We start from the raw sequence: 25,085 nt of genomic DNA, 5'->3' as shown, positions 1-25,085 counted from the left end.
AAACGACTTCACCCGCAGTGGCTGCGAAGCCCCACCCAATGCAGCAGTTTCACGACATGCTGTCGCGCATTCTCGACGAAGGCGTCCTGCGGCCAAACCGCACGGGCATCGACACGCTGTTCGTGCCCAGCGTCACATTGAAATTCGACATGGCGGATGGCTTCCCCGCAATTACCACCAAGAAGCTCGCGTGGAAAACTGCGAAGGGCGAACTGTTTGGTTTCTTCCGAGGTTTTACGAGCGCTGCTCAATTCAGGGAGCTCGGATGCAAAGTGTGGGACGGCAATGCCAATATCACGCCATCGTGGCTAGCAAACAAGCACAGAACTGGCGAAGACGATATTGGGCGTTCATACCCAAAACAATGGACCGATTGCCGGGATTGGCGGGAGGTCAATTCGCAAAAGGAATGCGACGAGCTGATAGCGCTTGGCTACGAGGTTCGTGCCCATGACGCCGCTCGCAACGTCTGGGTGATGCGTCGGGGAATCAACCAGTTGGAGGTGGCGCTCAAAGCCATCATGACCAATCCGACGGACCGCCGCATAATAATAAATGGCTGGCGACCGGACGAGCATGACCAGACATCAATTCCCGTCTGCCACGTTCTTTATCAATTCTTGGTCGACACGGAAAGCAACACGCTGCACATGTGCTTTTTTCAGCGAAGTTTTGACACCGCATTGGCCTTTAATTTAGTAATTGGCGCACTGCTTCTGGAAATCATGGCGCGGCTCTCTGGACGTAAAGCGGGGACCATGACCCAATTTATCGGTGACGCCCACATTTATGTGCCGCATATTCCGGGCGTCAAGGAGCTGCTGTCCCGCGAACACTTTCCCCAGCCAACCTTGGACTTGGGCAATATCCCGAGGCTGAACTCAGTCGATGAAATTCCTGGCGTGTTTGCGCGCTTGGACCCCGAGGATGTCAAGTTGGTCGGCTATCAGTGCCATCCTGCAATCAAGCTCGATATGGCCGCGTAAGCCACCATCCCTGCCGTCATTCACGCAAAAGCCCCTCCACGAGGGGCTTTTTTCTTTCCGGGCCGTCCAAAGGTAAGCCCATCTGCTCGGCCACCGTGCCCTAGCTCACAAGGACATGGCGTCCTGCCGAACTTGGCCCAAAAGGCCCAGAAGCAGTTGCTGCGTCGCGTCCGAGATGGCGCCGGCGCCGAAAATCTGCGTCAGGTCACCATGCAGGATGGAGGCGTCGTCAGTGCGCTCCGCATCAACATCTGCCTTCGCCTCTTCCGTGATGAGCGCCGCGAACTTACTGGTGCTCGGCAGGGCCGCAACTGCCGCGTTGGCGTCAGAAGGGGCAACCTGCAGACCGGTGAGGTCAAAGAGGTCAGTCCCGTGCTTGAGTTCGATGCCGGTGAGTTCGGCGCCATTTCCCGTGCCCGGCGACCACAGCCACACCTTCGGCACGTGATGTGCCAGGTCGACGGAGAGGGGTTCGATGTTCCCCGGGTTGTGCCAAGTGGTGGCGCCAGCAATCACGCTGGGCTTCGTGTCGTGCATATGGCCGTTCACGACCATCATGACGCCGTCAACAGGGTCGATTGGCAGCGAGCCTGGGTAGGCGCCATCGAAGGCCAAGTCGTGGTGCGTGATGAGCACAGCGGTGCCCTCCCCTTCCGGAACACTCCGTGGAATGGCCGAGCCGTAAGGTGCCGCAAAGAGCCGCACAGGTTGGCCCGCGACATCGAATGTGCCGACAAGTCCGGCCGTTTCCAGCACGTGCACGGCGCCGGCCTGCGCCAGCAAGTACAGCGCATCGCTCTCGGTCAACGAGGTTTCTTCCTTGTCGTGGTTGCCTTCCAGCGTGAGCGGCGGCACCGGGAAGCGCTTCAAGACGGTCATCAGGCGGTTGAGCATGCGCAGGTTGTTGTCATCGCTGCGATGCAGCAGGTCGCCCAGGATGACCGGCAGCAGGCCATAGTCGTCACAGATTTCGGCGCATTCCTCGAGTTTCGCGAGGACGGATGCCAGATAGTCATCCTTGCGGCGCCCAGGTCGCTTGGAGGTAACATGAGGGTCACCTATGAACAGGATGCCGTTGAAGCTGCGTTGCTCAGTGGGCGTGATGTGCATGGTCTGTTCCTGTGTGGGTGGCCAGGTGCGAATCGCACAGCGGGCAGACACCCAGGGCTTGTTTTAGGCTTTCGAACTCGTCGCGAGCGGTGGTTTCTTCGGCGGTCGCCTTAGCAACTTCGGCCACAGCAGCAGCCAACCGGCTTTCGGTCTCCGAGATGGTCTCGATGGCGCGGTGCATGCCGCTGAAGTCCTTGAGCGTCGGCAGCGCAGGCAGCTCGGGCAGCGACTCCATGGCGGCAAGCTTCGCGATGCTGCCTGTGAGCCGCACGCCCAGTGCCGCGATAGAGGCGGTGTCCGTCAAAACGGGTAGCTCCGGGAGCGTAGGAACCTGAATCTTCTCGAGCAGGTATTGGCCACGTTCGATGGTGTCCAAAAGCGTCTTTGCCCTCGACATGTCAGCAAGGTCGGGCAGGTCTGCCATTTCCGGCACCTTGAGGGTGTTCACCAGGAATTGGCTACGCTCGATGGCGTCGGCCAGGGCCTTGCGCTTGGCCGTGTCAACAAGCGTCGGGAGCTCGGGGAGACCGTCAAGAGCCGACAATTCCTGCTGAGCGATAGACAGCTTCGAGGCGGCCTCTTCGATGCGGCCAAGAAGGGAGGAAATGCGCTCGCGCTTCGCAAGGTAGTCGGCCAGCTCGTTGGCCGTCGCAGACAGCGCATCCAGCTTCTCGACCAGGCCGGGCACCGGCGTCATCCGGTCCAGGTTGAACGTGAGCCGGGTGAGCTCGAGCTCGCCACGCTTGACGGTCTCGCCGTCCGAGGTCCGGATGCCCTCATAGAGGCGCATCAGCGCCTTGTGGTGGCCGGATTCACGACCGAGCGAAAGGATTTGAGCGCGCCGGGAAGCCGTCTCGTTGAGGAGGAAGACCGGGTTCTTCTGGCTACCGATTTGAATGTCCAGGTCGTCCGGCTTCGTAACCCGAAGAACTTCCGTCACCCACTCAGGCGCAGTGTTCCGGGCCTTGGGGCGACCCTCGTGGAGAAGTTCGGTGCCCTGGTACAGGCGGTACATGACGGCGGGAGAGCGCTTGGTAGAGCGCACCCACTCGATGCGTTGCCCCTTTTCCAGGTGCAGGATGACACGCGCCTCATCACAGCCATGGCGCACCATCGAATCGTCCGACTCGCCATAGGCCACTGCCTTCAGCGAGCTTGTGATGGCGGTGGACTTGCCGAGGTTGTTCCCGCCGACCAGAGCGGTAGCGCCCGGGAAGCACGGGATGGTCGTGTGCACGTGCGCGCGAAAGTTGAAAAGCTCGATGGCCCGGATTCCCGGGACCTCATCGTTCTCCCATTGGTGCTTGACGATGCTGTTCACATCGGCAGCCGGATTGCCATCGGCACCGCGAACGAGCCGGACAACGTTCACCAGGCCGGAATACGACTCCGGCTTGTCGAAATGGGAGACGAAAAAGGTCTGCACCTTTGCGGATTCAGCAACCTGGGCTAGGACTCGGATGAACGCCGGAATGCGCTCCGGCTGAATCCAGCAGTCTGGTTCATCCAAGACCATCAGGCCGCGGTTCTTGGTGCGGGTGAGCGCCGCAAAGCGGAGGCCGGCGCTGACGACATTGGTGACCGCGCCGCCATTCCCATCAAGGATGTCTTCCAGATGGCCGTTCTTCTCCAGGGCCACGTCGAGCCAGGTCGTGTTGTCCCGGTACTTCGGCAGCAGACGGATGCTGCCCTCGTCAGGCATGACATCTTGAAGGATTGCGGTGAGCAGCCGGTCGAACGTTCCCACGCTGCGCTCGTGAGCCTTCGTTTGAAGCGCCTCGAAGACGCGCTTGACCTCGTCCCCCAGACCTTGACGGGCCTTCGCCGCGGCGACCGACTCAAGCAATTCAGCCTTGCGAGCAGCTTGTGCGGTCAGCACGCCGTTGAGTTGAGCGGCGCGCAGGCTGGTACCCTGGACCCGTTGGCGGAGTTCTGGCGCGTTCAATGTCATCGAGGGCACCCTTAATCAGCGCGTCGTGGCAGTCAGGCGTTCAATGTCAGCAAGTCGCTGGTCGATTTCGTCCAGAGCCTGGACGGTGGCAATGATTTTCTTGTCGTTCTCTTCCACGCCGTTTGCGTAGAGTTCGCGAAGCTTCCCGACGTCGTCCGTGCCGAGCAGCTGCTTCGCCTCCGTGCGGGCGCGCTCCAGATTCGCCGCCTCGGCGTCGCGACGTTCCTCGACGCGCGCTCGGCGCTGCTGGAGGGCGGCGTGGCGCTTCTTCTGGGCTTCAAAGATTTCGAGAGAGGTTTGTGCGGTCATCAGTGAAAAGTGGTCTTTGTTTTGCAGGAGGCGAAGGCAACGGCTGGTCAGGTCGCGAAGCGAGAGAAGCTCATCTCTTGGCGGACGGTAGCCATTTGCGAGCGCATCAGCTCAAGCCGCATCTTTCCCATGTCGTATCGGACCCGGGTGATATCGGAGTACTCGCGCGCTTGAACCATCAGGTCCAGGTGCTGCTCGTAGCGCTCATCGGCAAGCGCCGATTGCTCGGCTGACGAAACGGACACCGACTTCGCTCGCTCGCCGGCGGCACCGCTCCGCAACCCGTTGTTCATGTACTCGCGGGTCAGCTTGGCCAGTAGTGTTTTTCTGGTCTCTTCGAGCGACGAAGCGGAGGAATTGGCCTTCGCCCAGTCCTCGCCGAGTTCTCGAACCGTCTCGACGAGGGTGTCGGGGTCGAACCGCTTGAGGACGGCGTGCAGTTCCTGGTTCTGGCTGTTGTTCATTTTAGGTTTCTGAAGGAGAGACGTGATTATAGCTAAATCGTAACTAGGCGTCAATGCGTTTTAGAGACGGCGTGACCAAGATGACGGTGGAGTTCCACGCGCAGCGTGGCGATGTCCGGCTTCTTCCGCGACCAGAACCGAACCGTCCGGAGGCCGCAGCGAGCGACGAGGGAGTCACGGGTCCGGTCTTTTGAGAAGTCGTGCATCCGGTCGTCTAGCTCCACGACCAGCAAAGGCTGAAAGTGTTTTGGGTCGCAGACCACGAAGTCGATGATTTTAGAGGCGTAGCTTTCGCGCACCGCCCAGTAGTCCGGGTGCTCCGGGGTGAGCGTAGTGGCCATCACAGCGCCCATGGACACCTGGGGAAGAACCTGGAACTCCGAGCCAAGCGCACGCTGCAGTTTTCGGAAGAAATCGACTTCGTTCCCCGTCAGAAGCGGCCGGCGGGTAAAGCCATGGCGCCCCACACGAAGTTCGCGAGTGGCCAGGTGTCGGCGGTAGCCGACCGCGACCAACGCGCCGAGGGCCAACGCGAGCAAGATTCCGACAAAAACGCCAAAGTGCATAAAACGTGTTCTCTACTTAAAGTCTTTCTCTCGAGTTAGACTTCATCAAAATACAAAGAAAAGAAGAACTTAGTATTTGATAGAGCCTTACGCGGGACCAACGGCCCTCACGGGAGAGGCTGGCTTTCTTGGAGTTCTGCGCGAGAATGGCGTGCATTTTAGCACGTATGGATAAAACTCGGAAGCCATACCGTTGCTGGCTGAAACAGGTCTGCCGGTTCGCGCTGCGCTATACGGCGTAGACCAATTTCCACTCAAGGACACCCATGGACATCGAAGAACGAAGGTTTCCACCTTCCACCGTGCTGAAGCTCATCCGCTCCGGCATGAGCCCAGTGCTCGCCCGCGTCCTAGCGTCGCGGGGCATTACCGACACCGCTGAGGTGTCGACCGGCCTAAGCGCGCTCATCCCCTACTCCCAACTCCTGGGTGCCGAAGCATTGGCCAAAGTGCTTGCTGACGCAATCGTGGAGAAGAAGCGTTTGCTCATCGTCGCCGACTATGACGCGGACGGGGCCACCGCGTGCTCGGTGGGCGTTCGCGCACTGCGGGCGTTCGGCGCAAACGTCGGCTTCATCATCCCGAACCGAATCGAGCACGGGTACGGCCTCACGCCTGCCATCGCCCGGATTGCCTGTTCGGCTGAACCAAAGCCTGACTACCTGGTGACGGTGGACAATGGCATCGCATCCCACGCGGGCATCGAGGAAGCCAATCGCCTCGGCGTTCCAGTGCTGGTCACCGACCACCATCTGCCGGGCGAGACCCATCCGGATGCCCTGTGCATCGTGAATCCGAACCAGCACGGCTGCCCTTTCCCCTCCAAGGCCCTCGCGGGCTGCGGGGTGATGTGGTACGTAATGTGGGCGCTGCAGGACGAACTCCTCGAGCGCGGTATCGTTTCGGCGGACCCGGAATTCTCGGTCGACTCGCTGCTCCCCATCGTCGCCATCGGAACGGTGGCGGACGTGGTGGCGCTGGACACGAACAATCGCATTCTGGTGAACGAAGGGCTGCTTCGCGTTCGCGCCGGCCACTCGTTCCCCGGCGTTGATTTCCTGGCAAAAGTCTCCGGCAAGGACCCGCGCATGCTGGCTACCAGTGACATCGCTTTCGGCATCGGCCCGCGTATCAACGCGGCCGGGCGCCTGGAGTCGATGGACGCCGGCGTCGAATGCTTGACCACAGATTCTGTGGCACGAGCCCAGGCGCTGGCGGAGGAGCTGCACGGAATCAACGACCGCCGCAAGGCAATCGAAGGGGACATGACGGACGAAGCCGTTCGCCGCCTTCTCACGGACGTCCGCGCGGACCGCTATACGGCCGTCCTGCACGCCGAGGACTGGCATCAAGGCGTCATCGGAATCGTCGCTGGCCGACTCAAGGAACGTATCTGGCGCCCCACGTTCATCCTCGCCTCAGGCAAGGACGGTGAGCTCAAGGGGTCCGGCCGTTCAATCCCCGGCTTCCACCTGCGCGACGCGCTCGACCTGGTCGACCGTCGGCATCCGGGCCTCCTCCCGAAGTTCGGGGGGCACGCGATGGCAGCTGGCGTGACAGTACGCGCCGGCGGCCTGGCTGAGTTTGCAGAGGCCTTCGAAAAGGTTGCGCGAGAAATGTTGACCGCCGCTGACCTCCAGCAAACCCTGCTGGTGGATGGTGCGCTCGAGGCGAACGAGATGAGCCTCGAAACGGTCGCGATTCTCAAGGAGCAAGTATGGGGCCAGGCATTCCCGGAACCCACCTTCTACGACGCGTTCCAGGTCCTCGACGCTCGCTCCATCGGTGGCGGCAAGCACATGAGCATGTTGCTCCAAAAGGACGGCCGAAAGTTTCGCGCTGTGAAATTTCGCCATACTGACGCGCCGCCGCAAAAGGGCTCGGAGCTCAAGCTGGCATACAAGCTCGATGCCAACAGCTTCAACGACGAAACCAACGTCCAGCTGCTGGTTGAGACCTTCGGTTAACCGTCATTCTTCTTCTGCCACGTTCCCAATCTTGGGCCGGCGGCTACCGAGGCTCCTCCCTTCTGGGACGGGGCCTCTTTTTTTAGGAACGCCGCCGGAGCCTGGCTGGGCACAACTTCCGCCGCTATTTTGTCGACGAAATTCAACATGCGCGCTGAACCTCTATAGGCTCAATCATGCGTTTAGCTGGTATCCTCTCCACCGAATTTCACCAAGCGCACGAAGGACACGAGGCTCAGGCATCCATGAAGAAGACCCGCATCATCGTCACCGCAAATCAGAAAGGTGGCGCCGGTAAGACCACGGTCGCGATGTGCCTGGCTGACGCCCTCAGCCGTAAAGGACTTTACGTCGTTACGGTTGACGCAGACCCGCAAGCGACTGCCTTCAAGTGGGAGTCACGTCCCTCCTCGTCCTTCCCTCGATTCCCTGTTCGCGTAGAGAAGCGGTCGGGCTTCAGCCCGCTGGAGTTCCTGCAAGCCCTGAATCAGCTCAACGAGGAGCAGAAGCGGGCGACCGGTGAAGATTTCGACTTCATCGTCATCGACACGCCACCAAACCTGGCAAGTAGCGACCTTGAGGCGGCCCTGTTTGTAGCAGACCAGGTCGTTGTTCCCGCAAAGCCGAATGGCATGTTCGTCGACGCGCTTGAGGAGCTCTTCCCTTTGTTTGCAGAAATCAACGAGCTGCGGGCCACTCACGGTCGTCCGAGACTGGATGTGCGCTTGCTGGTGAACTTCATGCAGGCCCATCGGCGGACCAACGTAAGCCTCGTTACGGTTTTACGGGAGAGCGTGGCGAAGTGGAGCAAGCTGCGTCAAGTGCGGGCTAAAGTGCTAGCGACGCAGCTCAAGCAGTTGAGCGCGTTTGAGAACGCCCCAAATTACCGGACAAGCTTGTACCGCATCCCTGGTTCCAGGGCCGCGCGTGAAGAAGTCGACCAACTCCTCGAGGAGCTCCTCTGATGGCTAAAGCTCTCCCCGACCTGGCCAAGGAATCGTTCGGGCTTGCCGCGGCGGCCGCATCTACTCCGCGCCGGAAGTATTCCAACGGCCTGGCGCAACTCGACCAAGCGCTTCGCCGCGGCCTGGGCGCGGTCGCGGCTGGTTCTGGCGGGTATGCCGAGTTCATCGAAGGGGTTCGGTACCCTGTTGGCGCCCGTGTCGCGATGCCGCTCTCCCTGGTGGTGGAGCATCCCGAAAACCCCCGTGTCTACTTTGACGCTGCGGAGCAGGCAGAACTGGAGGCGTCGCTGTCCGCCATCGGCCAGCAGGAAGCGGCCAAAGTCTTCTACGACGAGAAGCAGCAACGGTTCGTCCTGAAGGCCGGCCACCGCCGCTGTCGCGGGCTCGCGAACCTCGGTCATCCGACAATCCTGGTTGAAGTCGTTGAGCACAAAGCGGGGCTGCAGTTCTTCAGGGAGGCCCGGGACATGAATGCCCAGGCCAAGGGTCAGCACCACTTGGACGATGCCGTGAGGTTCCCGGAGCAGATGAAGGCCCACCGCATGGACGGCAAGTCGTTCGCAAAGGCGATGGGGCTGAGCGAATCGGAGGTGTCCAAGCGGGTCAAGATTGGGACGCTCCCCCGGGAAATCCTCGACGAGCTCGCATCGACGGTGGGGGCGTTTGGTGTGGACGCGTGCTACTGGTTGGCGGTCATTGCCGACCGCTACGAGGATAAGGGCCTCGACCTCGTGCGAAAGCTGGTCCCGCAAATCCGCGCGCGAAGGGTGTCGAACCGGCGGCTGCAGGAAATCGCAAAAGGTTCTCAGGCTGGTGACATGCCGGCCGAGCAAAGCAAGCGGCAGTCGCCGGAACGACGCTGCGAACTCAAGGGTGCGGGCAACGGAGTGCTGAAGGCGTTTCCGAATCGCCTCGAATTCAGCCTGGTAGACGTGGAGCCGTCGATGCGCGACCAACTCTTTGACCGACTGGAAAAGCTCTTCAAGGCAGAAGGCCTGCTTGGCGGGGCCGGGAGCAAGCCAACTGCCGCAGGCACCCGCGCACCGGCTTCACAGTCGACCTCCCGCGGGCCAAAGGCCTCGCAAGGGACGAGGGGCGGCAAGGCGCCGCAGGCTCCGCGCCGGAAAGCTAGCGCTAAGTAGCGCCCTCCCCTGCTCCAGACATCGGGATTTTGTCGCCAAAATCGCGGTATTCAGGGGTAGGCTGCAGGGCCGTAAATCCGCTTACGGCCTTTACACAATCCGGTGCGGCCCTCGGTCGGTCAGGTGCCCACGCCGATTTTGTCGACGAAATCAGGCCGTCCTGAACTCGACCAGGCCCCGTTGGGCACCCCAATGCAGCAGGTCATCCGAGTCCAGAGCCTTCCAGCCCTTGTCCCGGATGTACCAGCGCAGGAAGGTGTCCCGCAAAAACATTGGAAGTTTCGCCTCCGAGCTGACGTCCTTGCGGCGGAATTCGCGCCAGGCCCGTTGCAGGGGCGTCTTAAGGTCTTCAAGAACGTCACGCTCGAAACACTCGTACTCTGCTCGACGCATCTGAGCAGTACTCTCATTCAGCAACGCCTCTGCGTCGTTCAAAAGTGACTCTTCGTGCCTCTTGCGGAGCACCGCCAGGTTGTTCTTAGTCGTCGTGTCGGCCGTCTGCAAGGGCTTGCCGATGGCTTTGACCTCGACGTCCAGGACGTCCTCCCTTGAGGGCGGCTGGGCCACAATGACTTTCCGCAAATAGTTTGCCGGGTTGGCGATGGGTTCGCTCAGTTTGCGGCGTTCCATGGCTTCAAGGCCGGCCCCCATGCGTGGCCCGTACTTTTCGTAGATTCCCTCAGCTTCGTGTTGCGAGATACCCAGGTGGATGGCTCGTGCAATGAGGGTGAGGTCCTCCGTCGGCATCTCGAGTCCGTCCTTAGTCCCGAGCTTTGCTGACCTTCCTTGTCGCTTCGGCTGGACGATGAAGCGGATGAATTCAACTCGGCGGCCGAGGCGTTGCTCATGGATGGCAATGGTGAACGGAATCTGCGGCACGTTCGGGTCATTCACGTCCCGGAGCGCCGGCTTGAGAACGTCCCTCATGAATGTCTTGTACTCGAGCCCCTCCACTTGCCTGTCGGCGTTTCCGGTGAGCGGCACGACCCACTGGCGCCAGGGGAGCGCTTGGCTCTGGAATCCCTTGCCGTCGTTGAAGTACCGTTGCCCCAGTTCGTACAGGACGTGTGCTGCGTGAGTCGACATCTTTGGCCCGACGTCTAGAGCCACTTTTGCGTAGAACTCCGGCCGCAGCATCTTCTGTCTGAGGTCGGGGTCGAAGTCGTAGAGCAGAACCGGTACCTCTCCCACCCGCTTTTGAATCGTTGCGTGCGAGATAAGGGTGGCCGCCGACCACTTGTATTCCGGGCCAGAAAGCTTTGCCGATGCGTCCCCCCACTCGACGGTGGTGGTCATGAGCATCCGTAGGACCTCCGCCAGGTATGCGTTATTGACCTGCTCAAGCCTCGTGTTCTGCACGAACTGCGACAGCGGCATCTGGAAGCGTTCCCCGGGCGCGGGCAATGGGCTTGCCTGGGCATGCCTCAGGAGAACGTTGTGGAATCGCCGAGCCTGCAGCGTCAGCTTACCTTCCTTGGGCGTTACAAGAATCGCTTCTACTGGCTTACGTAGGTATCCGCCGTCGGGAGCGACGGTCTTGATGAACCGGTCGAGCTCCTTCCCTTCGGCTGCACTCCCTTTTCCAGCTGTATCGCTCGAACCCTTCTTAGCACGTCGTCTCGCGGGCCGCGGAGGTTCGCCATCCCCTGCCAGCAGGCTAGCCTGCAGCGGCCATACAGCTTGCGGTGAGGATGGGAGGGTGGTCATTGGCGTCGATTATGCCTTAACGGTGAGTTTTAAGGCTTTGCGTTCGCGTCTTCAGATGGACCGAGACATGACTGCTGTTTGACTTCTTCTGTTGAAGACTCCTGTTGAGCCGTTGAATTGTTTACTGTTGAAATTACTGTGAGGAATCAACGTGTTAGCGTCAATCGGGTGAGCGCTTTTACGCTGATTGGGAGGCGTTTTCGGGCTCAGGGCTGTGGATATGCCGAGGGTGTCGGGGTTCGGTGAGCCCTTGTCCGCCTTGTGGTGTGTTGATTTGTTGGTCAGGTGAGCGTTTGTCGGCCGCCTGTGGATAACAAATCCACTCACCTTTAGGAGCCGTCGAAACCGCGCTCGGGAGCCAAAAACCGATACGAAAGATGCTGAATGAAGGCCCGGGTATCAGCAACATGCGCTAGCTTACGGATGGTGCCAACCTCGACGGAGCCGAGCTTTGAGAGCTAAGTTGTTGTCAGGGGGGAGAGTTGGCGACCAGACCACCGTACGCAGGCCGGCAAAGGTGAGCTAATTTTTGGGAGACGGCGTAAACGTGCCGTTTTCGCGTGTCCTTCGTCAGTTTTTTGGTATTTCGCACGCAAGCGACAAAAGTGCTGGCAGAATCCGCTCGTCAACGCGACTGCGCATTTGTGGCGGTCACTAACAATCTAAGAGGATGCTTATGGATAGCGCGATTGAGGATGGGCTTGCCGACAAGTTGCCGGTGAGCCTGGTCAGTTCTCGAGTGACCATGGAGGACATAACGGCGCTGGGCGAGCGCTTGGAAATCCAGACAGCTCGGCTCAAAGAATATCTCTTTAGCGGAACCGCCAAGAAGGCGCCGGAGTTCAATGCGACGAAGCTGGCGGAACTATGCGGAAGGTCTCGCGACCAGATGTTGCGTCTACTCGACCGCGGGCTCGAACCTGGATTGAGCGATGGCATCAAGGGCAAAGCCGACGGCGGCAGTGAGCGCAATCGCCGCTTCACCCTGTCTGAGGCCCGCGCCTGGGTCAAGGCGACCCGCAAGCCAGGCCGTCCCCCCGGCTTGCCGGGCGCCACCATAACGGTGGCCAATTTCAAGGGCGGGGTCAGTAAAACTGTGACCGCCATGAGCACGGCTCAGGCCTTGAGCTTGAAGGGCTATGACGTCCTATGCATTGACTACGACCCGCAAGGGTCAATGTCTGCCCTCTTCGGCCTGACGCCGGGGTTCATACCCGAGAGCGAAACAGTGCTGCCCTTAATGATGCACGCGACCTCCGAGATTGCACGGGACACACTGCAGGAGTCGATTCAAGCGACGTACTGGGACGGGATTGACTTGGTGCCGGCCTCACATGCGATTGCTCAGGGTGAGTTCTATTTGCCCTTGCGGCAGTTGGAAGCAAACAACCGGGGCGAGGAGTTCAAGTTCTGGGACGTGCTAAACAAGGCGCTTGATGCCGGGATTCGTGAACAGTACGACTACATCATCATCGACACCCCGCCGGCGCTGTCGTACATGAACATGACAACCATTTGGGCAGCCGACGCGCTGCTCCTGCCGCTTCCGCCCGAAGGCATCGACTTCGTCAGCTCTGCGCAATTCTGGACGATGCTGTCGGAGCTAAGCACTGGATTGGCGTTGGGCCAGAAGGATTTCGCGTGGGTGGCTGCAGTGCCGAGCAAGGTGAACCACCAACGCATGTATACGAAGGAGATTCTCAAGTGGATGCAAGGTTCCTACGGAGACATGTTGACGCAAACGGAAATTCCCGACACGGCCGCCGTGGGAATGGAAGGGGCCAAGTACTCCACTGTCTACGACGTCGAACGGTACGCGGGTTCTGCTAAGACGCTCTCGCGCGCACGCGACGCTTACGACAAGCTGGTCGATGAGATTGATTTCATGACTCGCCGGAAGGTGTGGCAGATTCCGGCGACGGAACAGGAGTAACAAGATGGCAACAAAAGGCAGAGAACAACTGAGCGCAATCAGCGATGCAGTCCTGTCAGGTCCGACGTCGCCGGCTATGGTGCGGCAACGGCCATTGCCTGCGCCGACTCAGCTGATGAACCTGACGGGCGGGCACCTTGAGAGCAAGGCGGAGATTGAACGGCTCAAGAAAGAACAAGGCAAGGCTCTGGTAATCAGGCTAGACCTGTGCGATGACGGGCCATTTCATTCAAGCCCTCTCGACCCCGTTCGCGTCGCGAACCTGAAGGCGAACCTAAAGGAGAACCCGCAAACGACACCGGCGCAGCTACGCCCGGCCGCCGCCGGACGGTTCCAGATTCTGGCCGGGCGTCATCGCAAGGCAGCTCTGCTTGAGCTGGGTCGGGAAGAGTGGCTTGTCACCATCCGTGAAGCGTCGGATGATGAGGCCGAACGAGTCACGTTTTATGACAATCTTCTTGCGCCTCAACTGACGGACTACGCGAAATACTTGGGCCTCGCGCAGCGGAAGGCTAGTCGCAGTTTTACAGTTCGGGAGCTCGAGACAGAGTCAGGGCTCAGCAAGTCGCAGGTCGCCAGGTTGCTTTCGTTCGAACGCTTGCCTGCAGCAGCCCGCCAGCTGGTTGCTTCTAAGCCGTCTGTCATAGGGGCAAACGTGGTCGAACTGCTCGCGGCGCTTGCAAAGGACCATGGCGACCGCGTTGTTCAGGCCGTCGAGTTGGTCGTGGAGGGTAAGCTGAAGGCAAGCAAGGCGCCTGCGTGGGTGACAGCGCCCCCAAAAGAGAAGAACGCGGAACGCCGGAGGCAGCCAAGTACGGACCTAGCGGTTGACGGTACGCGCTACGTCCGAATTAGACGCCGGGACGGCTTGTTGTCGATGGCTTTCACATCAGCGCAGGAAGCTGATGAACTTGAGAGAATCATTACTGAGCTCATCAAGGACCGCATCGCAAAACTAAAATCGCTCAGCTGAAGTAAAGGGGCCCTCGGGCCCTTTGCTTTTCTGGCGCCCCTCTGACCCACACGAGAACAATGAGCTGCATGCGCCGGCGAGGCTAACAAGGTCTGCTTCGCACGTTGTCCCTAGTAGGGACAAACTAGATTCCCTGGGACAGAGTTACCCCGCAGCGACGCATTTTCGACTTCCAGCAGCAGCGTGACGGCGTCTTGTCCCTAGTAGGGACAAACTAAATTCCCTGGGACAGAGTCACCCCGCAGCGACGCATTTTCGAATTCCAGCAGCGGCGTGAAGGCCTTTTGTCCCTAGTAGGGACAAACTCCCGGGACAGATTGCCACCACGCCTTCGACGTCCGCGAGCAGCGTGCAAGCGTCGAGCGACCGGCGAGTAGGACAGGTGAATTGAGTCCCTACCTGGACGGGGCGGGTTCGGCAGCAAGTCGTGTTGTCCCTACTAGGGACAACCAAAATACTTGGGGACAGCGGTGCCGCAGGCGGCCAGTTTAGGTGGTCCGCCCAGTGGGCTCATAACTGGATAAACGTACAGGACGCTTTTGGTCAAAGTCGAGTCGCGGAGGCACAACAACGTCGTCACTGCGCTTACCTTGCTCGGCGAGGCGACCCTGAAGCTGATGCACGAGGACCCGGAGGTCTTCAGCCTGCTGACGATAAGCCGATTCGCGGGCACCAGTCTTATCCCCCGTTTGGGCGAGTTGCTCCTGGAGCATTCGACTCTCGGCGCGGGCCGCCTCAATAGCGGTCATGGCGTACTTCTGGACGCCTTCGTAGCGCGCATTCGCCTTTGCGAGTTCGTCCCGCATCGCCTTCCGGTCGTCCTCGACGACTTGCGTGAGCGCTCTCACCTGCTCTGTAAGGGTGGCAACCAGGGCAGGGAAACTTGCAATCTCTGACGCTGCCAAGCGGACGCTGGCAACCGCAGCAGTCAGTGACTTCGAGGCGTCCGCAGCCTGAGCAATCAACTCTGCGGCTTGCTGAGCTCCCACCCTATCGAGGGCCTCAGCAGTGGGGTCTCGCTTGTTCGGCAGGGGGCGCTGGCGGTCAGCTTCCCACAGCTTCAACTCGCCGACGATTGTCTCGAAACTGCCCTTACCAAGCAGCTTCCGCACCAGAGTGGAGGTCGGGGCTGTACCGGCGGCGAGGAGCTGGTCGGCAATTTCCCGAACGCGCTTGCGGGTATCGGAGGGGGTTGCTGCCATTGTTGTGGTGGTGGTGGCTTAAGACTTGGCGTAAAGATTTACGGCCTGATTATCCCAGCTAAGCCGCAAACTGGTGCATTTCGTGAAACATCCACACACGTCAACTCGCCGTTTGACCGGTCCCAAGCCGCTAAGTCGTTGCCACACATCGATTTTTCACAACTGCAAGCCACCTTGTGAAAATGCCGTGAAACATTGAATTTTCCATCGCCTGCGTAACAGGTGGCAAGCGTAACGGGTGTAAATAGCTGCGCCTGGGTCCAGGCGCAAGCAGCCGAGGGTAGGGCGGCTAGCACCTGAACCGCTTTCTCGGACCGGTGCGGCGAAGCCGTTTAAAGCCTCTTTCTACTCTGTCGCAAGGTTGGGCCTTCTCGGGCCCTGGTAACTATTGGACAGTATGGGACAGGTCATTCCAATCGCAAACGCAAGCCGCCTCGAATCATCCGACGCGGCTTTTACCTTCATCGACGAGTGCTACGAGCGGCTTGGCCAGCTCCCCGGCTTCATCGTCCGCGACGGTCAGGTTGAGTTGTCTCGGCAGGTTTGCCGTGCAATGGTGGCCGACGAGCCCATCGCTGCCGAGGCACCCACCGGCACCGGAAAGACCATCGCCTACTTGGTCGGCGCAATCGCTGCCTCGGAAAAGCTGCGGACCACAAAGGAGGTCCCGGTCGTCATCGCGACAGCGACGGTTGGCCTCCAAACCCAAATCATGCAGGGCGACCTTCCAACGCTGGTCAAGGCGCGCATTGTTCAAAGCGAGCGGGACGCGGTCGTGGCCAAAGGCCGCGGTCGCTATTTCTGCGTCAACTCGGCCGAGCGCATTTCCAACCAGGGCGACGCGGAAAACCAATTCGACTTCTTCGACCAGGGCTCCAACGAGAACGTCGATGTGTCCGTCGACGTGAAGTCAATGCTCGACCACTGGCGCGGCGGCGCCTGGAACGGGGACGTCGACAGCTACCCGGACAAGACACCGGGCAGTTGGAAGGAAGTGGCAGCCAAGTCCGAGACCTGTCTCGGTCATAAGTGCGAGTTCCACAGCGAGTGCCCCTTCCTGGCGTCGCGCCGGGTCCTGTCGGAAGCCAAAATCATCGTGGCCAACCACGACCTTGTCTTGGCTGACCTGGCCATGGCCAAGGAAAGCCCCACCGATGCTCTGTTCCCCGGCGGCCGCTATCTCCTCGTTTTTGACGAGGCCCATCATCTGCCTGACAAGGCAATCGACGTAGGCTCGGCAAACCTCGTGCTCGACGACTGCGTTGCCAACCTCGGTCGGATGGCCGGCTTCTCGAAGGGGTGGCAGCGCAAGGGGGAGCTGGTGCGCCTGTTCGAGAAGGCCAAGCTCAGCGCGCACGATTTCGACACCGGTGGCCTGGTGAACGGGCTCGCTGGCTTGAAGGACTCCCTGTCGACCATCACGGTGGAGCCGGAGACCAATCAGTATCGCTTCCCGGCCGGAAAGCTCGACACCTCCGTGCTGAAGGCCGCGACCCATGCGCTGGACCATGCGCGGCTCTTGCAAGAGAGCATCAAGGAGGCCAGCGCGGCCCTCAAGAAAACGAATCTTCCGGAGAAGAGCCCGGAATTGAAGGGGCCGATAGGCGAGCTCCTGTACCAGTGCGCCTTCTTCGGCTCGCAGCTGTCATCCATCGTCAAGGGGCTCGAGCTGTTCTCTGCGCCGGACCGGGCAGTTCGCTGGGTGTTCAAAGGCGGCACGCCGGAGGTGGCGAGCATTCACGTGTCGCCGCTCGAAGGCGCAGACGTCCTGCGTCGCCTGCTGTGGGACAGCGAGCGGGCCATCGTCGCGATGGTGTCGGCAACGCTTCAGGATTTCGACGGGTTTGACCGCTTCCGGGCACGCGTCGGTGTCGGTGACGTGCTGCGCACGATGAAGCTCGACCCCATCTTCCCTTACCGCAACAACACCATCGAGCTCATCGACATGAAGTACAGCCCGCGCCAAGATGAACGGGAGAAGTACATCGAGGAGCTGCAGCTGAACATGCCGGCAAATATCGATGCGTCCGAGGGAACTCTCATCCTGTTTCCATCGCGCTCGTTGATGAACGCGCTGCTGCCGACATTGAACAAGCACTTCGGAAACGCGGTTCTTGCTCAGGGCGACCTTGGCATCAAGGAACTGATTCATGAGCACAAGGACCGCATCGACCGGGGACGGGGCAGCATCCTGTGCGGCCTGGCAACAATGGCGGAGGGCCTCGACCTTCCCGGCGCCTACTGTGTGAACGTCATCATCTGCGCGATTCCTTTCGCAGTCCCGACCTCGCCTGTCGAGCAGGAGCTCGCCGAGGTCTTGGGCAAGGAGTACTTCGCCCAACGTGCGATGCCCGACGCACTGACCAAGCTCATCCAGATGGTGGGCCGCCTGATGCGCCGTGAATCGGACAGGGGCCGAATCGTGGTCTTCGACAAGCGGCTCATCTACACCCAGTGGGGCCGAAAGATGCTGGAGGCCCTGCCAGGCTTTCGCAAACGGTCGATGCCTGCTTTGCGGCTGCCGCGGCCTGTCGCCGTCAAGTAGCAAAGGAGCCGCGGCGAGCCGCCGCATAAAAGGGGCGCTCTATACGGGGCACTGTCTTGACTTGCCCGCAAGGGCTGCCCCTCATGCTTCACAAAGAATTCTTTGGCCTCATCTTCCTGGCGTTCGTCGCCTGGATTTTCTTGGCCGCATCGCCGGAGAAGCGCATCGAACGGGGCTGCGCTCCGATTGCCTGGGTCGGGAACGCAACCACGTCGTTGTCTTCGCTGGTGGTCCCCTCACAGCAGACGAAGGTTCAAGGGTGGTTCAACAACCTCGGCTACGGCTGCCGCTACGTGACCTGGCGCCTCATCTACCAGGACGCCTACAACGAGTGGCTCGCTACCCAGGGCCTCAGCCCTGACGCGAAGAAGCCGGCCGACGACGCTGCTGCTAACCCGGCGCAAAAGGCCGCCTCCGCGCCCGCTTCATCCACCCCCGCAGCGCCGGCCGCGCCCGCCGCCCCGGAGAAAAAATGACCAAGAAACGCCGCCATTTCCTTCAAGCCGTCGGGCTGGCCTGGGCTTGCGCACTCATGCTGCCCTCACTCGCCAGCGCCGCGCCTACGGTCGACGTCGTGAAAATCATGTCGTTCTCGTGCCCGGTCTGCCGCGCCGCAGAGGCCCAGGACGTTGCTATCGAAAGTGCGGTGAAGGCCGTCGGCGGGAGCTTCGTGCGCGGCCCGGTTCCGGTTGACCCGGCCGAGAGCGGCGCCAAAGAGCGCGTCTACTACGCCGCTCGAGGCGTTTCGCCGGCGGTGGCTGACACCATCAAAAACGCGATTTACCGTGGCGCGCAGGACCTCAGCATCCCGTTGGGCGAGGAAAACCAGGTGCTGGTTTGGCTCCAGCAGCAGCTGGGGGACATGCCGGAGAAGGACCTCACCGCTCTCTTCGAGGCCTCACGGGGCCCGCGCGGAAAGGGCGCACTTTCTCGTGCGGCAACCCTTGCCGTGTCAGTCGGTGTTGAGAGCCTTCCTGCCTACGTCATCGTCGTTGACGGAAGGCCCGTCTCCAGCGTCGACCCCACCTCCGTGCCTGGAGGCTCGCTGACGCGCCTTCGGGATGAAGTCATCTCCAAAGTGAAAACTCTCGCGAAGTAACAGCATGCCCATGATTGAAGTCCCCGCCCACGTCCAGCACGAGAACGTTCGGCAAAACCACATCGACGTCGTCGGCGGTACCAACTGGGACTTGTCCCGTTCTGCGGTCGAAACGCCCATCACGCCGTTGCCGGACCCGGTGCCGCTCCCACCCCTTGAGCCTACCAATGGGTACCAGGCCGCACACGCCATGCCGGTGGAGGGCGCCACAGTCATCGTCGACTTCGCCAAGAACTCTGTGCTCATCAGCAAACAGACTGCTGCGGAGCTGCGCGGCCTTCACAAGAAATCAACCGTCCTGGTCGCCGGCCACGCGGGCGCGGGCGAAAAGAATCCCGCCAAGCTGGCGCAGCGGCGTGCCCAGGCTGTCGCCGCGAACTTGAAGCGTCGCGGCCACAGGGTCGAGGCGGTGCGGTCGTTCTCGAGTGAGGTGCCCCGCAGCCACACGTCCGAGGGCGCCTCGCTGAACCAGCGGGTGGAAGTATTTGAGCGCTGAGTGCAAGGAAGACGCGCTCATATAAACGCATCTTCTATAGAAGGGGTGCCTTAAAAAGCCCCAGTAACCCCCGCTGAAAGCAGCGGACTCAGTACCCCCAGGAGACTCAATTGATTCACGACCTTTTCATCGTTGGTGAAATCCGCAAGATTACGGTGTCCACCCCCAAGGACCCCAAGAAGGGCGCCAGCGCTGTGCTTATGGTGCAGTGGGGCCCGGTGCGCGAACAAAGCGGCGGTGTCGTCGACTTCATCAACGCCGGCCAAGTTCGCATCCCCAACTACCGCTTCCCGAAGCTGCAGGACCGCCTCAAGGTCGGCCAGACCGTCAAAATCAACGGCCACATCCAAGGTGTCGTGAAGACCCTGGACGCCGACCAGTTCCTCTCGAACGAGCTGGTCGCCGACCGCGTGTTCATCCTGGACGAACCGAGCACGCCGGCGGAGGCCGCCGCAGCCGCCGCCGAGTAAACCCCGACCTGGGCCATGGACGGGATTCCGTCGCTGCCTCCGTACGCCCATGTCACGCGAGAGGCCGTGCAGTGCGCTGCACAGGCCTCTTTGCGTTACGACGTACCGGAGCTACTCCTGCACGCGATTCTTCGAAAGGAGAACGGGCGGGTCGGCGCGAGCAGCAAGAATCGCGACGGAAGCTTCGACCTCGGCCCCGCACAGGTCAACACGAAGTGGGTCGAGTACTTCGCCAAGTTCGGCCTGAGGAAGGAGCATCTGCGCGACGACTTCTGCACGAACATCAACGCGAGCGCCTACATCATTCGCGACAACTTCAACAAGAAGCGCGACTGGTTCAACGCCATCGTGGCCTACAACATTGGGCCCAACAACTGGACGCCGAACCGCTATCGCATCGGCCACAAGTACGCCAGCGACGTCATCGGCTTCTGGTGGGGCTTCCAGAACTATGTCGATGCGCAGCGCGGTATTCGCCGCACCGCGGATGGAACCCCCACCGCCGCCGCCACTTCGCCTATTCGTCAAGCGCAGGCCTCTCCGGCCAAGCCGAAACAACTCGTCTTTTCCCTATCGTCGGACGAGACGGGAAGCGAATAGCGCTAGCTCAGAAAAAACTTCCGGGTTGTATAAACCCATCGCTATACGGTAGGCACTCGCTGCCTGAACCAACGGCTCCGGCTCTCGAGCGCGTGTTTGCAAACACATCACCTCAACGAAGCAAGGAGCTTTAAATGACTTTTCTCCGTACCCTGAAGGGCAAGGCCCTCGCTGCGCTGGCTGTGGCCGGTGCCTCCCCGGCGGTGTTCGCTGGCCAGTTGGACCAGAACGACGCGTTCTACAGCTTCTGGAAGACCGTGGACGGTTGGACCACAGGCGCCCTGGGCGTTGGCCTGGCCACCACCATGCTGCTCATGGGCGGCGCCATCGGCGTTGCCAAGAACAGCCCCATGCCCGCGCTGACGGGTATCGCTGGCGGTGCTTTCCTGCACTGGGGCCCCAGCATCATCCAGCAAATCATGGTGGGTGGCGGCCTCATCTAAGCGCGGCCTGACGAGTAGGGGCGGGAGACCGCCCCTATCTCTCTTCTCTCTTTCCTTCCCCCGGAAGTAGCGCATGGACCAAGAGTCGCACGTCTTTCCCTTCGACCTCGAGTCGCCCATCCCAATCATGTTTTGGGACCCCTTGGAGTTCACGCTTTCACTGATTCTGATGGGTTTCGGAATCATCGCGCACATGTGGATTCTCGGTGTCTTGATGGGCGGCGGCGTACTCATTGGCGCCCGGTATCTCAAGCGTGGCTCCAAGCGCGGAGCGATGCAGCACTTTTTGTGGGCGCACGGGCTACAGCTGGACGCGCCGCTGAAGACCAGGTTTAAACCCGCGTGGCTTAACGACTTTACCGAGTAAGCCACCAGGCCTAACACATGTCAGACCCGAAACAAAACAACTACCTGGACAGCGTCGCAAACGCGTTCAAAACCGCGCAGGCCTGGAAGAGCGCCACCTACACCCTTGGTGTGGCTGTCATCTTCCTGGTCAGCGCGCTCATCTATCAGCAGCGCAACACGCCTGTGGTTCTCGTGCCGCACGACTTGGCCGCCTCCGGCACCCGTGTCACCGTGACCACCAACGGCGAGATTCGCGGCACGAGCTCCGAGTACATGGCGAACGCGGCCATGTCCGATGCCTCACTCATCCTGAATTTCATTCCGGACAACGTCGTTACGCAAACGACCCGGTTCCTGAACCGGCTCACGGAGGACCTGTATGGCGAACAACGCGAGCCACTGCTCGCGCAGGCCGAGGACTTCAAGCGTCGGGGGGTGACCCAGTCGTTCTATCCGTCCGAAGTCAAGGTCTCTCCGGACGGCAAGCGCGTCCAAATCGATGGCACCCAGTTGCGCTGGGTCGGCGGCAAGGAAACGCTGCGCGCCAAGCTGACTTACGTCATCACCTACAAGGTTTACAAGGGGTACTTGCATGTCGCCGACCTGCGTCAACAACAAGACAAATAAGCAGCCACTCGCCGTGGCTCTGGCACTCGTCGCTGGGCTTGCGCTCTCGGCTACGGCATTCGCTGCCCCCGCGAAGAAGCAAGTCGAGCCCGTCAAGGGTGCCACCATCGAACTGCCCGAGCCGGGCGTCGTGACGGTGTCCGACTACGAATTCAATACCTTCGTCTTCAGCGAACCTGCAAAGCGCTTCATCTTCCCGGCGGGCTCGCCTGTCTCCGGCGACCCAATCACGCTCTCGGGCGGTACCCAGGTACTGCTGCAGTTCACGCGTGGTGCCGACCGCCCGGTACAGATGGTGGTGGAGCTGCAAAGCGGCAAGGTAGAGAAGTTGCGCGTGGTGCCCAAGGCTGTGCCAGGCATCACTTACCCAGTGAATGGTGCTCGACTCAAGCCCCCGTCTGCCGCGCGCACCCAAGGCCCTCTCGTGAGCGACGGACAAAAGGGGTCCTCGCCGCGCGGCGCGGATATCGAGCTGCTGAAGACGCTGACGACTGGCGGCGAACCGCCGAGCGGCTTCGAGCCCGTGAGCCTCCCCCGGCCGACCCGTTTCGACAAGTTCACGGTCGTACCAATGGCGGGCTGGAGCGACGGCGCCAAGCGAATCTTGGTTTTCTCGCTGGTTGCTGCACAGGACCAGACCGCCGTGGTCAGCCCGAATCAGTTCTACCGTGAAGGCATCAACGCTGTGCTGCTGGACGGCGACACCGTGGACGCAAACAGCAGCCCGCAACTGTTCGTAGTGGAGGAGCTCGGCGATGAGTGACGACAAAAAGCCAGGACTGTTCATCAACAACAAGTCGAAGGCGGCACCCGCGTCCGCATCGGCCATCAAGGTCGGCGGCAAGCAAAAGAACGTCCAACGTCGCTGGCTCTATGTCGCCGTCGGCCTGGCGGGCGTCGCCGTCATCAGCACGGCCGCCTTCTCCGACAAGAAGTCGAACTTGCCCGATGGCCCGAAGAAAGAGGCGGCCATGATTAACGTGACCCCGCCCAACGCGGACAAGGTGGCGTTCGAGGCCAAGTTCGGCAAGGACTTGGAGGGCTTCAAGCAAATGCTGGAGCAGCTCAAGTCCGACAACCTCTCGCTGAAGGAGCGCGTCGCGCAGCAAGACCTTGCTGCCCGGAATGCGGCTGCCAACGGCGGCACCGGTGCAAGGTCGAATACGCCCCTGCCTGCCGGCGTCGTGCCCCCACCCAGCCAAGGCAACAGTGGCGGCATCGGCTCGCTCGCAGCACCAGAGGCTCCCCCGCCGCCTCCGGCTGCGCCCGCGCGGCCGGCAGGGGGGATTCCCATTCCCGCAGGCCCCGGTGCGTCTGGCGCTTCGCTGCCTCCCATTACGCCAACGATGCAGTCCGCCCCGGTCGCACCGATGGTCTTCGAGGTGAAGGACACCAGCGCTGCAGTCGCACCCGCAGGAGGCCCCTCCGTCAACTCGAAGATTTCGTACAAGAAGAACGAGTCTGCCGGGCTCCTGCCGGCAGGCGGCTTCGCACCCGTCGTGCTGCTCAACGGCCTGGACGCGGGTACGTCGGTGACGACGCAATCGAATCCGATGCCTGTTCTGATGAACGTGACGGAGCAGGCCACGCTGCCTGGTGCCGCCAAGTACCGCCTCAAGAACTGCTTCGTGCTGGGCAACGGCTACGGCGACCTGTCTGCCGAGCGGGTGTACGTGCGGTTCAATCGCCTCTCGTGCGTGGATAAGGGCGACCGCCTGATTCTGTCGCAGGAAGTCGCAGGCTACGTGGTGGACAGTGACGGGAAGCTAGGGCTTCGCGGCAAAGTGATGGACCGTCAAGGCGCACGCCTTGGCAAGGCGCTCCTCGCTGGTTTTGCACAGGGTCTCTCCGGTGCACTGGGTCAGGCCCAGGGCACCGTGACGTCCAACCTGTCGACAGGCTCCACTATGAGCTCGTTGGGCGGTGCGGCGGCGTTGCGGGCGTCCGGCCTCTCTGGCGCTCAAACGGCAGCGCAGCAAATCGCGGAGTTCTACCTGAAAGAGGCGCAAGCCATCTTCCCGGTGGTGTCCATCGACACCGGACGAACCGGGACCATCGTCTTCACCAACAGCGTCTCGCTGAACTGGGGAACGGGTGAGTCGCAGTTCGTTCAAGAAGTCAAGCCGAACAACTGATGGCCACGGCGGCGCCACCACCCGCTGCAGCCGTGATGCCCGCCGCCGAAGTTGGCGGGCGTCTGACTCAGCTTGAAGCGGACGAGGTTCTCTCGCGCTTGCGCGGCACCCTGCGCGGCACCCGCTTCCTGAAGGCGTGGCCCGCCGCAGTGCCAGGGCTCGTCACGCTGCAACTAGAAAACGGAGAGGTTGCCTATGCGGATAAGTCCGCTCGCTACTTCTTGATGGGGGTGGTGTTCGACACCGCTACTGGCAAGGGCTTGGACCGCCAGATGGACCCCACCGACACGAATGAATGAAAGACCCGGAGTTCCTATGAAACGCCTCCTTATTGCTGCCTCCGTGACCGCCTTGCTGTCGGCCTGTGCTGGCTTGGGCCACGTCGAATACGAATGCGCGCTCGCCGATGTGCCCGCCGCGAAATGCGCCTCGATGGAGGATGCGTACAAGCTTTCGACTAAAGGGAAGGGCGCAGGCAATCACAAACAATCCGTCTTTGAAAGCCAGCCTCGCACCGCCAAGACGGGCGAGCAGTCGCCTGAGGCTGCGCAGCCATTCTTCCGCGGGGAAGCGTCGAACATGCCCGACGCGGCGCAGCAGGGGCTGCCGGTGTTCAAACAACCGAAAGTAATGCGCGTCTGGGTTGCGCCGTACGTCGATGCCGACGGAAACCTGCGGTCTGGCGAGTACACGTACTTCGCCACACCTGGCGCCTGGAACTACGGCAGCCTGACCAAGCCTGGCGCAGCGGCCGCAGGCGGGATGTTTGAGCCCACCAAGCCCAATCAGCTGGGATTCACCCCCAAGGAAGTGAACTCCACCAACCGTGCCACGACGCCGAGCGGTCCGTCAAAACCGCCCGAGTCAAAGGCGGCTACCGGAACGACAACTTCGTCAGCACCTGCACCTTCGACATCGAACGGCATTACGCAACCGTACCAGCGACTCAACTGAACGTCGGCAGCGCCACCACAGCCCACGTAGGAGATATCTTTGAAACAAGCAGGCAAGTTGCTCAAGCGCCTCACTGCGTTCGTAAAGCCGGAC

General features: G+C 61.1%; 26 protein-coding genes. 19 read left to right on the top strand and 7 right to left on the bottom strand.

The features are described from left to right. The first annotated feature begins 38 nt into the window (after window positions 1–38). A complete protein-coding gene (gene thyA, locus APY03_RS02675) occupies window positions 39–986 on the top strand; it encodes a thymidylate synthase (RefSeq protein WP_068673609.1) in 948 nt (315 codons plus the stop codon). A 105-nt stretch (window positions 987–1,091) separates the two neighbouring features. Here thyA and APY03_RS02670 read toward each other — a convergent pair whose 3' ends face one another. The 5 genes from APY03_RS02670 to APY03_RS02650 are packed head-to-tail and all read right to left on the bottom strand — an operon-like array spanning window position 1,092 to window position 5,386. After that, window positions 1,092–2,096, bottom strand: a complete 1,005-nt coding sequence (locus APY03_RS02670; RefSeq protein WP_068673607.1) for a metallophosphoesterase family protein — start codon at window positions 2,094–2,096, stop codon at window positions 1,092–1,094. After that, window positions 2,077–4,047, bottom strand: a complete 1,971-nt coding sequence (locus APY03_RS02665; protein WP_102906931.1) for a hypothetical protein — start codon at window positions 4,045–4,047, stop codon at window positions 2,077–2,079. The genes APY03_RS02670 and APY03_RS02665 overlap by 20 nt, the downstream gene beginning before the upstream one ends. Window positions 4,048–4,062: 15 nt before the next feature. After that, a complete protein-coding gene (locus APY03_RS02660) occupies window positions 4,063–4,356 on the bottom strand; it encodes a hypothetical protein (RefSeq protein ID WP_068673603.1) in 294 nt (97 codons plus the stop codon). 47 nt (window positions 4,357–4,403) lie between these two features. After that, window positions 4,404–4,820, bottom strand: a complete 417-nt coding sequence (locus tag APY03_RS02655; RefSeq protein ID WP_068673601.1) for a hypothetical protein — start codon at window positions 4,818–4,820, stop codon at window positions 4,404–4,406. Between the two features lie 50 nt (window positions 4,821–4,870). Further along, window positions 4,871–5,386, bottom strand: a complete 516-nt coding sequence (locus APY03_RS02650; protein ID WP_068673599.1) for a DUF2726 domain-containing protein — start codon at window positions 5,384–5,386, stop codon at window positions 4,871–4,873. 266 nt (window positions 5,387–5,652) lie between these two features. Here APY03_RS02650 and recJ point away from each other — a divergent pair, with 266 nt between their 5' ends. The 3 genes from recJ to APY03_RS02635 all read left to right on the top strand — a co-directional run bounded on the left by recJ (window position 5,653) and on the right by APY03_RS02635 (window position 9,460). Then, window positions 5,653–7,353: a single-stranded-DNA-specific exonuclease RecJ gene (recJ, locus tag APY03_RS02645; RefSeq protein WP_068673597.1), complete on the top strand. Its 1,701-nt coding sequence runs from the start codon at window positions 5,653–5,655 to the stop codon at window positions 7,351–7,353. Window positions 7,354–7,598: 245 nt separating this feature from the next. Continuing rightward, window positions 7,599–8,318: a ParA family protein gene (locus tag APY03_RS02640; RefSeq protein WP_068673595.1), complete on the top strand. Its 720-nt coding sequence runs from the start codon at window positions 7,599–7,601 to the stop codon at window positions 8,316–8,318. After that, window positions 8,318–9,460, top strand: coding sequence for a ParB/RepB/Spo0J family partition protein (locus APY03_RS02635; RefSeq protein WP_068673593.1), 1,143 nt, complete (start codon window positions 8,318–8,320; stop codon window positions 9,458–9,460). Before APY03_RS02640 ends, APY03_RS02635 begins: the two co-directional genes overlap by 1 nt. A 150-nt stretch (window positions 9,461–9,610) precedes the next feature. On the opposite strand, the gene APY03_RS02630 is transcribed toward APY03_RS02635, so the two are convergent. Further along, window positions 9,611–11,167, bottom strand: coding sequence for a RepB family plasmid replication initiator protein (locus tag APY03_RS02630; RefSeq protein WP_083944123.1), 1,557 nt, complete (start codon window positions 11,165–11,167; stop codon window positions 9,611–9,613). A gap of 676 nt (window positions 11,168–11,843) precedes the next feature. Here APY03_RS02630 and APY03_RS02625 point away from each other — a divergent pair. Together APY03_RS02625 and APY03_RS02620 are read left to right on the top strand one after the other, a co-directional pair. Continuing rightward, window positions 11,844–13,100 (top strand): ParA family protein, encoded by a 1,257-nt coding sequence (locus APY03_RS02625; protein ID WP_162487200.1) that lies wholly within the window; start codon window positions 11,844–11,846, stop codon window positions 13,098–13,100. A 4-nt stretch (window positions 13,101–13,104) separates the two neighbouring features. Then, window positions 13,105–14,073 carry a ParB/RepB/Spo0J family partition protein gene (locus APY03_RS02620; protein WP_083944121.1) on the top strand — a complete coding sequence of 323 codons (969 nt, stop codon included), beginning with the start codon at window positions 13,105–13,107 and terminating at the stop codon, window positions 14,071–14,073. Between the two features lie 488 nt (window positions 14,074–14,561). On the opposite strand, the gene APY03_RS02615 is transcribed toward APY03_RS02620, so the two are convergent. Next, window positions 14,562–15,275 carry a DNA-binding protein gene (locus tag APY03_RS02615; protein ID WP_068673586.1) on the bottom strand — a complete coding sequence of 238 codons (714 nt, stop codon included), beginning with the start codon at window positions 15,273–15,275 and terminating at the stop codon, window positions 14,562–14,564. 397 nt (window positions 15,276–15,672) lie between these two features. Between APY03_RS02615 and APY03_RS02610 the strand changes: the two genes are divergently transcribed. From APY03_RS02610 to traV, 13 genes are all read left to right on the top strand, one after another. Continuing rightward, window positions 15,673–17,820 (top strand): helicase C-terminal domain-containing protein, encoded by a 2,148-nt coding sequence (locus tag APY03_RS02610; RefSeq protein ID WP_068673584.1) that lies wholly within the window; start codon window positions 15,673–15,675, stop codon window positions 17,818–17,820. Between the two features lie 56 nt (window positions 17,821–17,876). Beyond that, complete coding sequence (locus APY03_RS02605; protein WP_146039477.1) at window positions 17,877–18,296, top strand: hypothetical protein; 420 nt, start codon at window positions 17,877–17,879, stop codon at window positions 18,294–18,296. Further along, window positions 18,293–18,919, top strand: a complete 627-nt coding sequence (locus APY03_RS02600) for a hypothetical protein (protein ID WP_068673580.1) — start codon at window positions 18,293–18,295, stop codon at window positions 18,917–18,919. The genes APY03_RS02605 and APY03_RS02600 overlap by 4 nt, the downstream gene beginning before the upstream one ends. Window positions 18,920–18,923: 4 nt before the next feature. After that, window positions 18,924–19,415 (top strand): OmpA family protein, encoded by a 492-nt coding sequence (locus APY03_RS02595; protein WP_068673578.1) that lies wholly within the window; start codon window positions 18,924–18,926, stop codon window positions 19,413–19,415. A gap of 110 nt (window positions 19,416–19,525) precedes the next feature. Beyond that, window positions 19,526–19,885, top strand: coding sequence for a hypothetical protein (locus APY03_RS02590; RefSeq protein ID WP_068673576.1), 360 nt, complete (start codon window positions 19,526–19,528; stop codon window positions 19,883–19,885). Window positions 19,886–19,900: 15 nt separating this feature from the next. Continuing rightward, window positions 19,901–20,485, top strand: coding sequence for a lytic transglycosylase domain-containing protein (locus tag APY03_RS02585; protein WP_068673574.1), 585 nt, complete (start codon window positions 19,901–19,903; stop codon window positions 20,483–20,485). Window positions 20,486–20,619: 134 nt separating this feature from the next. After that, window positions 20,620–20,928: a TraA family conjugative transfer protein gene (gene traA, locus APY03_RS02580; RefSeq protein ID WP_068673572.1), complete on the top strand. Its 309-nt coding sequence runs from the start codon at window positions 20,620–20,622 to the stop codon at window positions 20,926–20,928. Window positions 20,929–21,001: 73 nt separating this feature from the next. Next, window positions 21,002–21,295 (top strand): type IV conjugative transfer system protein TraL, encoded by a 294-nt coding sequence (locus APY03_RS02575; protein WP_068673570.1) that lies wholly within the window; start codon window positions 21,002–21,004, stop codon window positions 21,293–21,295. 17 nt (window positions 21,296–21,312) lie between these two features. After that, entirely contained in the window at window positions 21,313–21,903 is a 591-nt protein-coding gene (locus APY03_RS02570; protein ID WP_068673568.1) for a TraE/TraK family type IV conjugative transfer system protein, read from the top strand. After that, window positions 21,869–22,666: a type-F conjugative transfer system secretin TraK gene (locus APY03_RS02565; protein ID WP_083944120.1), complete on the top strand. Its 798-nt coding sequence runs from the start codon at window positions 21,869–21,871 to the stop codon at window positions 22,664–22,666. Before APY03_RS02570 ends, APY03_RS02565 begins: the two co-directional genes overlap by 35 nt. Next, window positions 22,659–24,038 (top strand): TraB/VirB10 family protein, encoded by a 1,380-nt coding sequence (locus tag APY03_RS02560; protein ID WP_068673564.1) that lies wholly within the window; start codon window positions 22,659–22,661, stop codon window positions 24,036–24,038. The genes APY03_RS02565 and APY03_RS02560 overlap by 8 nt, the downstream gene beginning before the upstream one ends. Before the next feature lie 35 nt (window positions 24,039–24,073). Beyond that, entirely contained in the window at window positions 24,074–24,337 is a 264-nt protein-coding gene (locus tag APY03_RS02555) for a disulfide isomerase DsbC N-terminal domain-containing protein (RefSeq protein WP_068673562.1), read from the top strand. 16 nt (window positions 24,338–24,353) lie between these two features. Beyond that, the gene (traV, locus tag APY03_RS02550; RefSeq protein ID WP_068673560.1) at window positions 24,354–24,992 is read left to right on the top strand and encodes a type IV conjugative transfer system lipoprotein TraV; all 639 of its coding nucleotides are present in this window, start codon (window positions 24,354–24,356) and stop codon (window positions 24,990–24,992) included. The last annotated feature ends 93 nt before the right edge of the window (window positions 24,993–25,085 follow it).

Origin of the sequence: Variovorax sp. WDL1 (assembly GCF_001541225.1) — a bacterium.
In the GTDB taxonomy this organism is placed as follows: domain Bacteria; phylum Pseudomonadota; class Gammaproteobacteria; order Burkholderiales; family Burkholderiaceae_C; genus Variovorax.
Note: the sequence above shows the minus strand (reverse complement) of the source record. Positions and strands in the feature narration are given on the sequence as shown.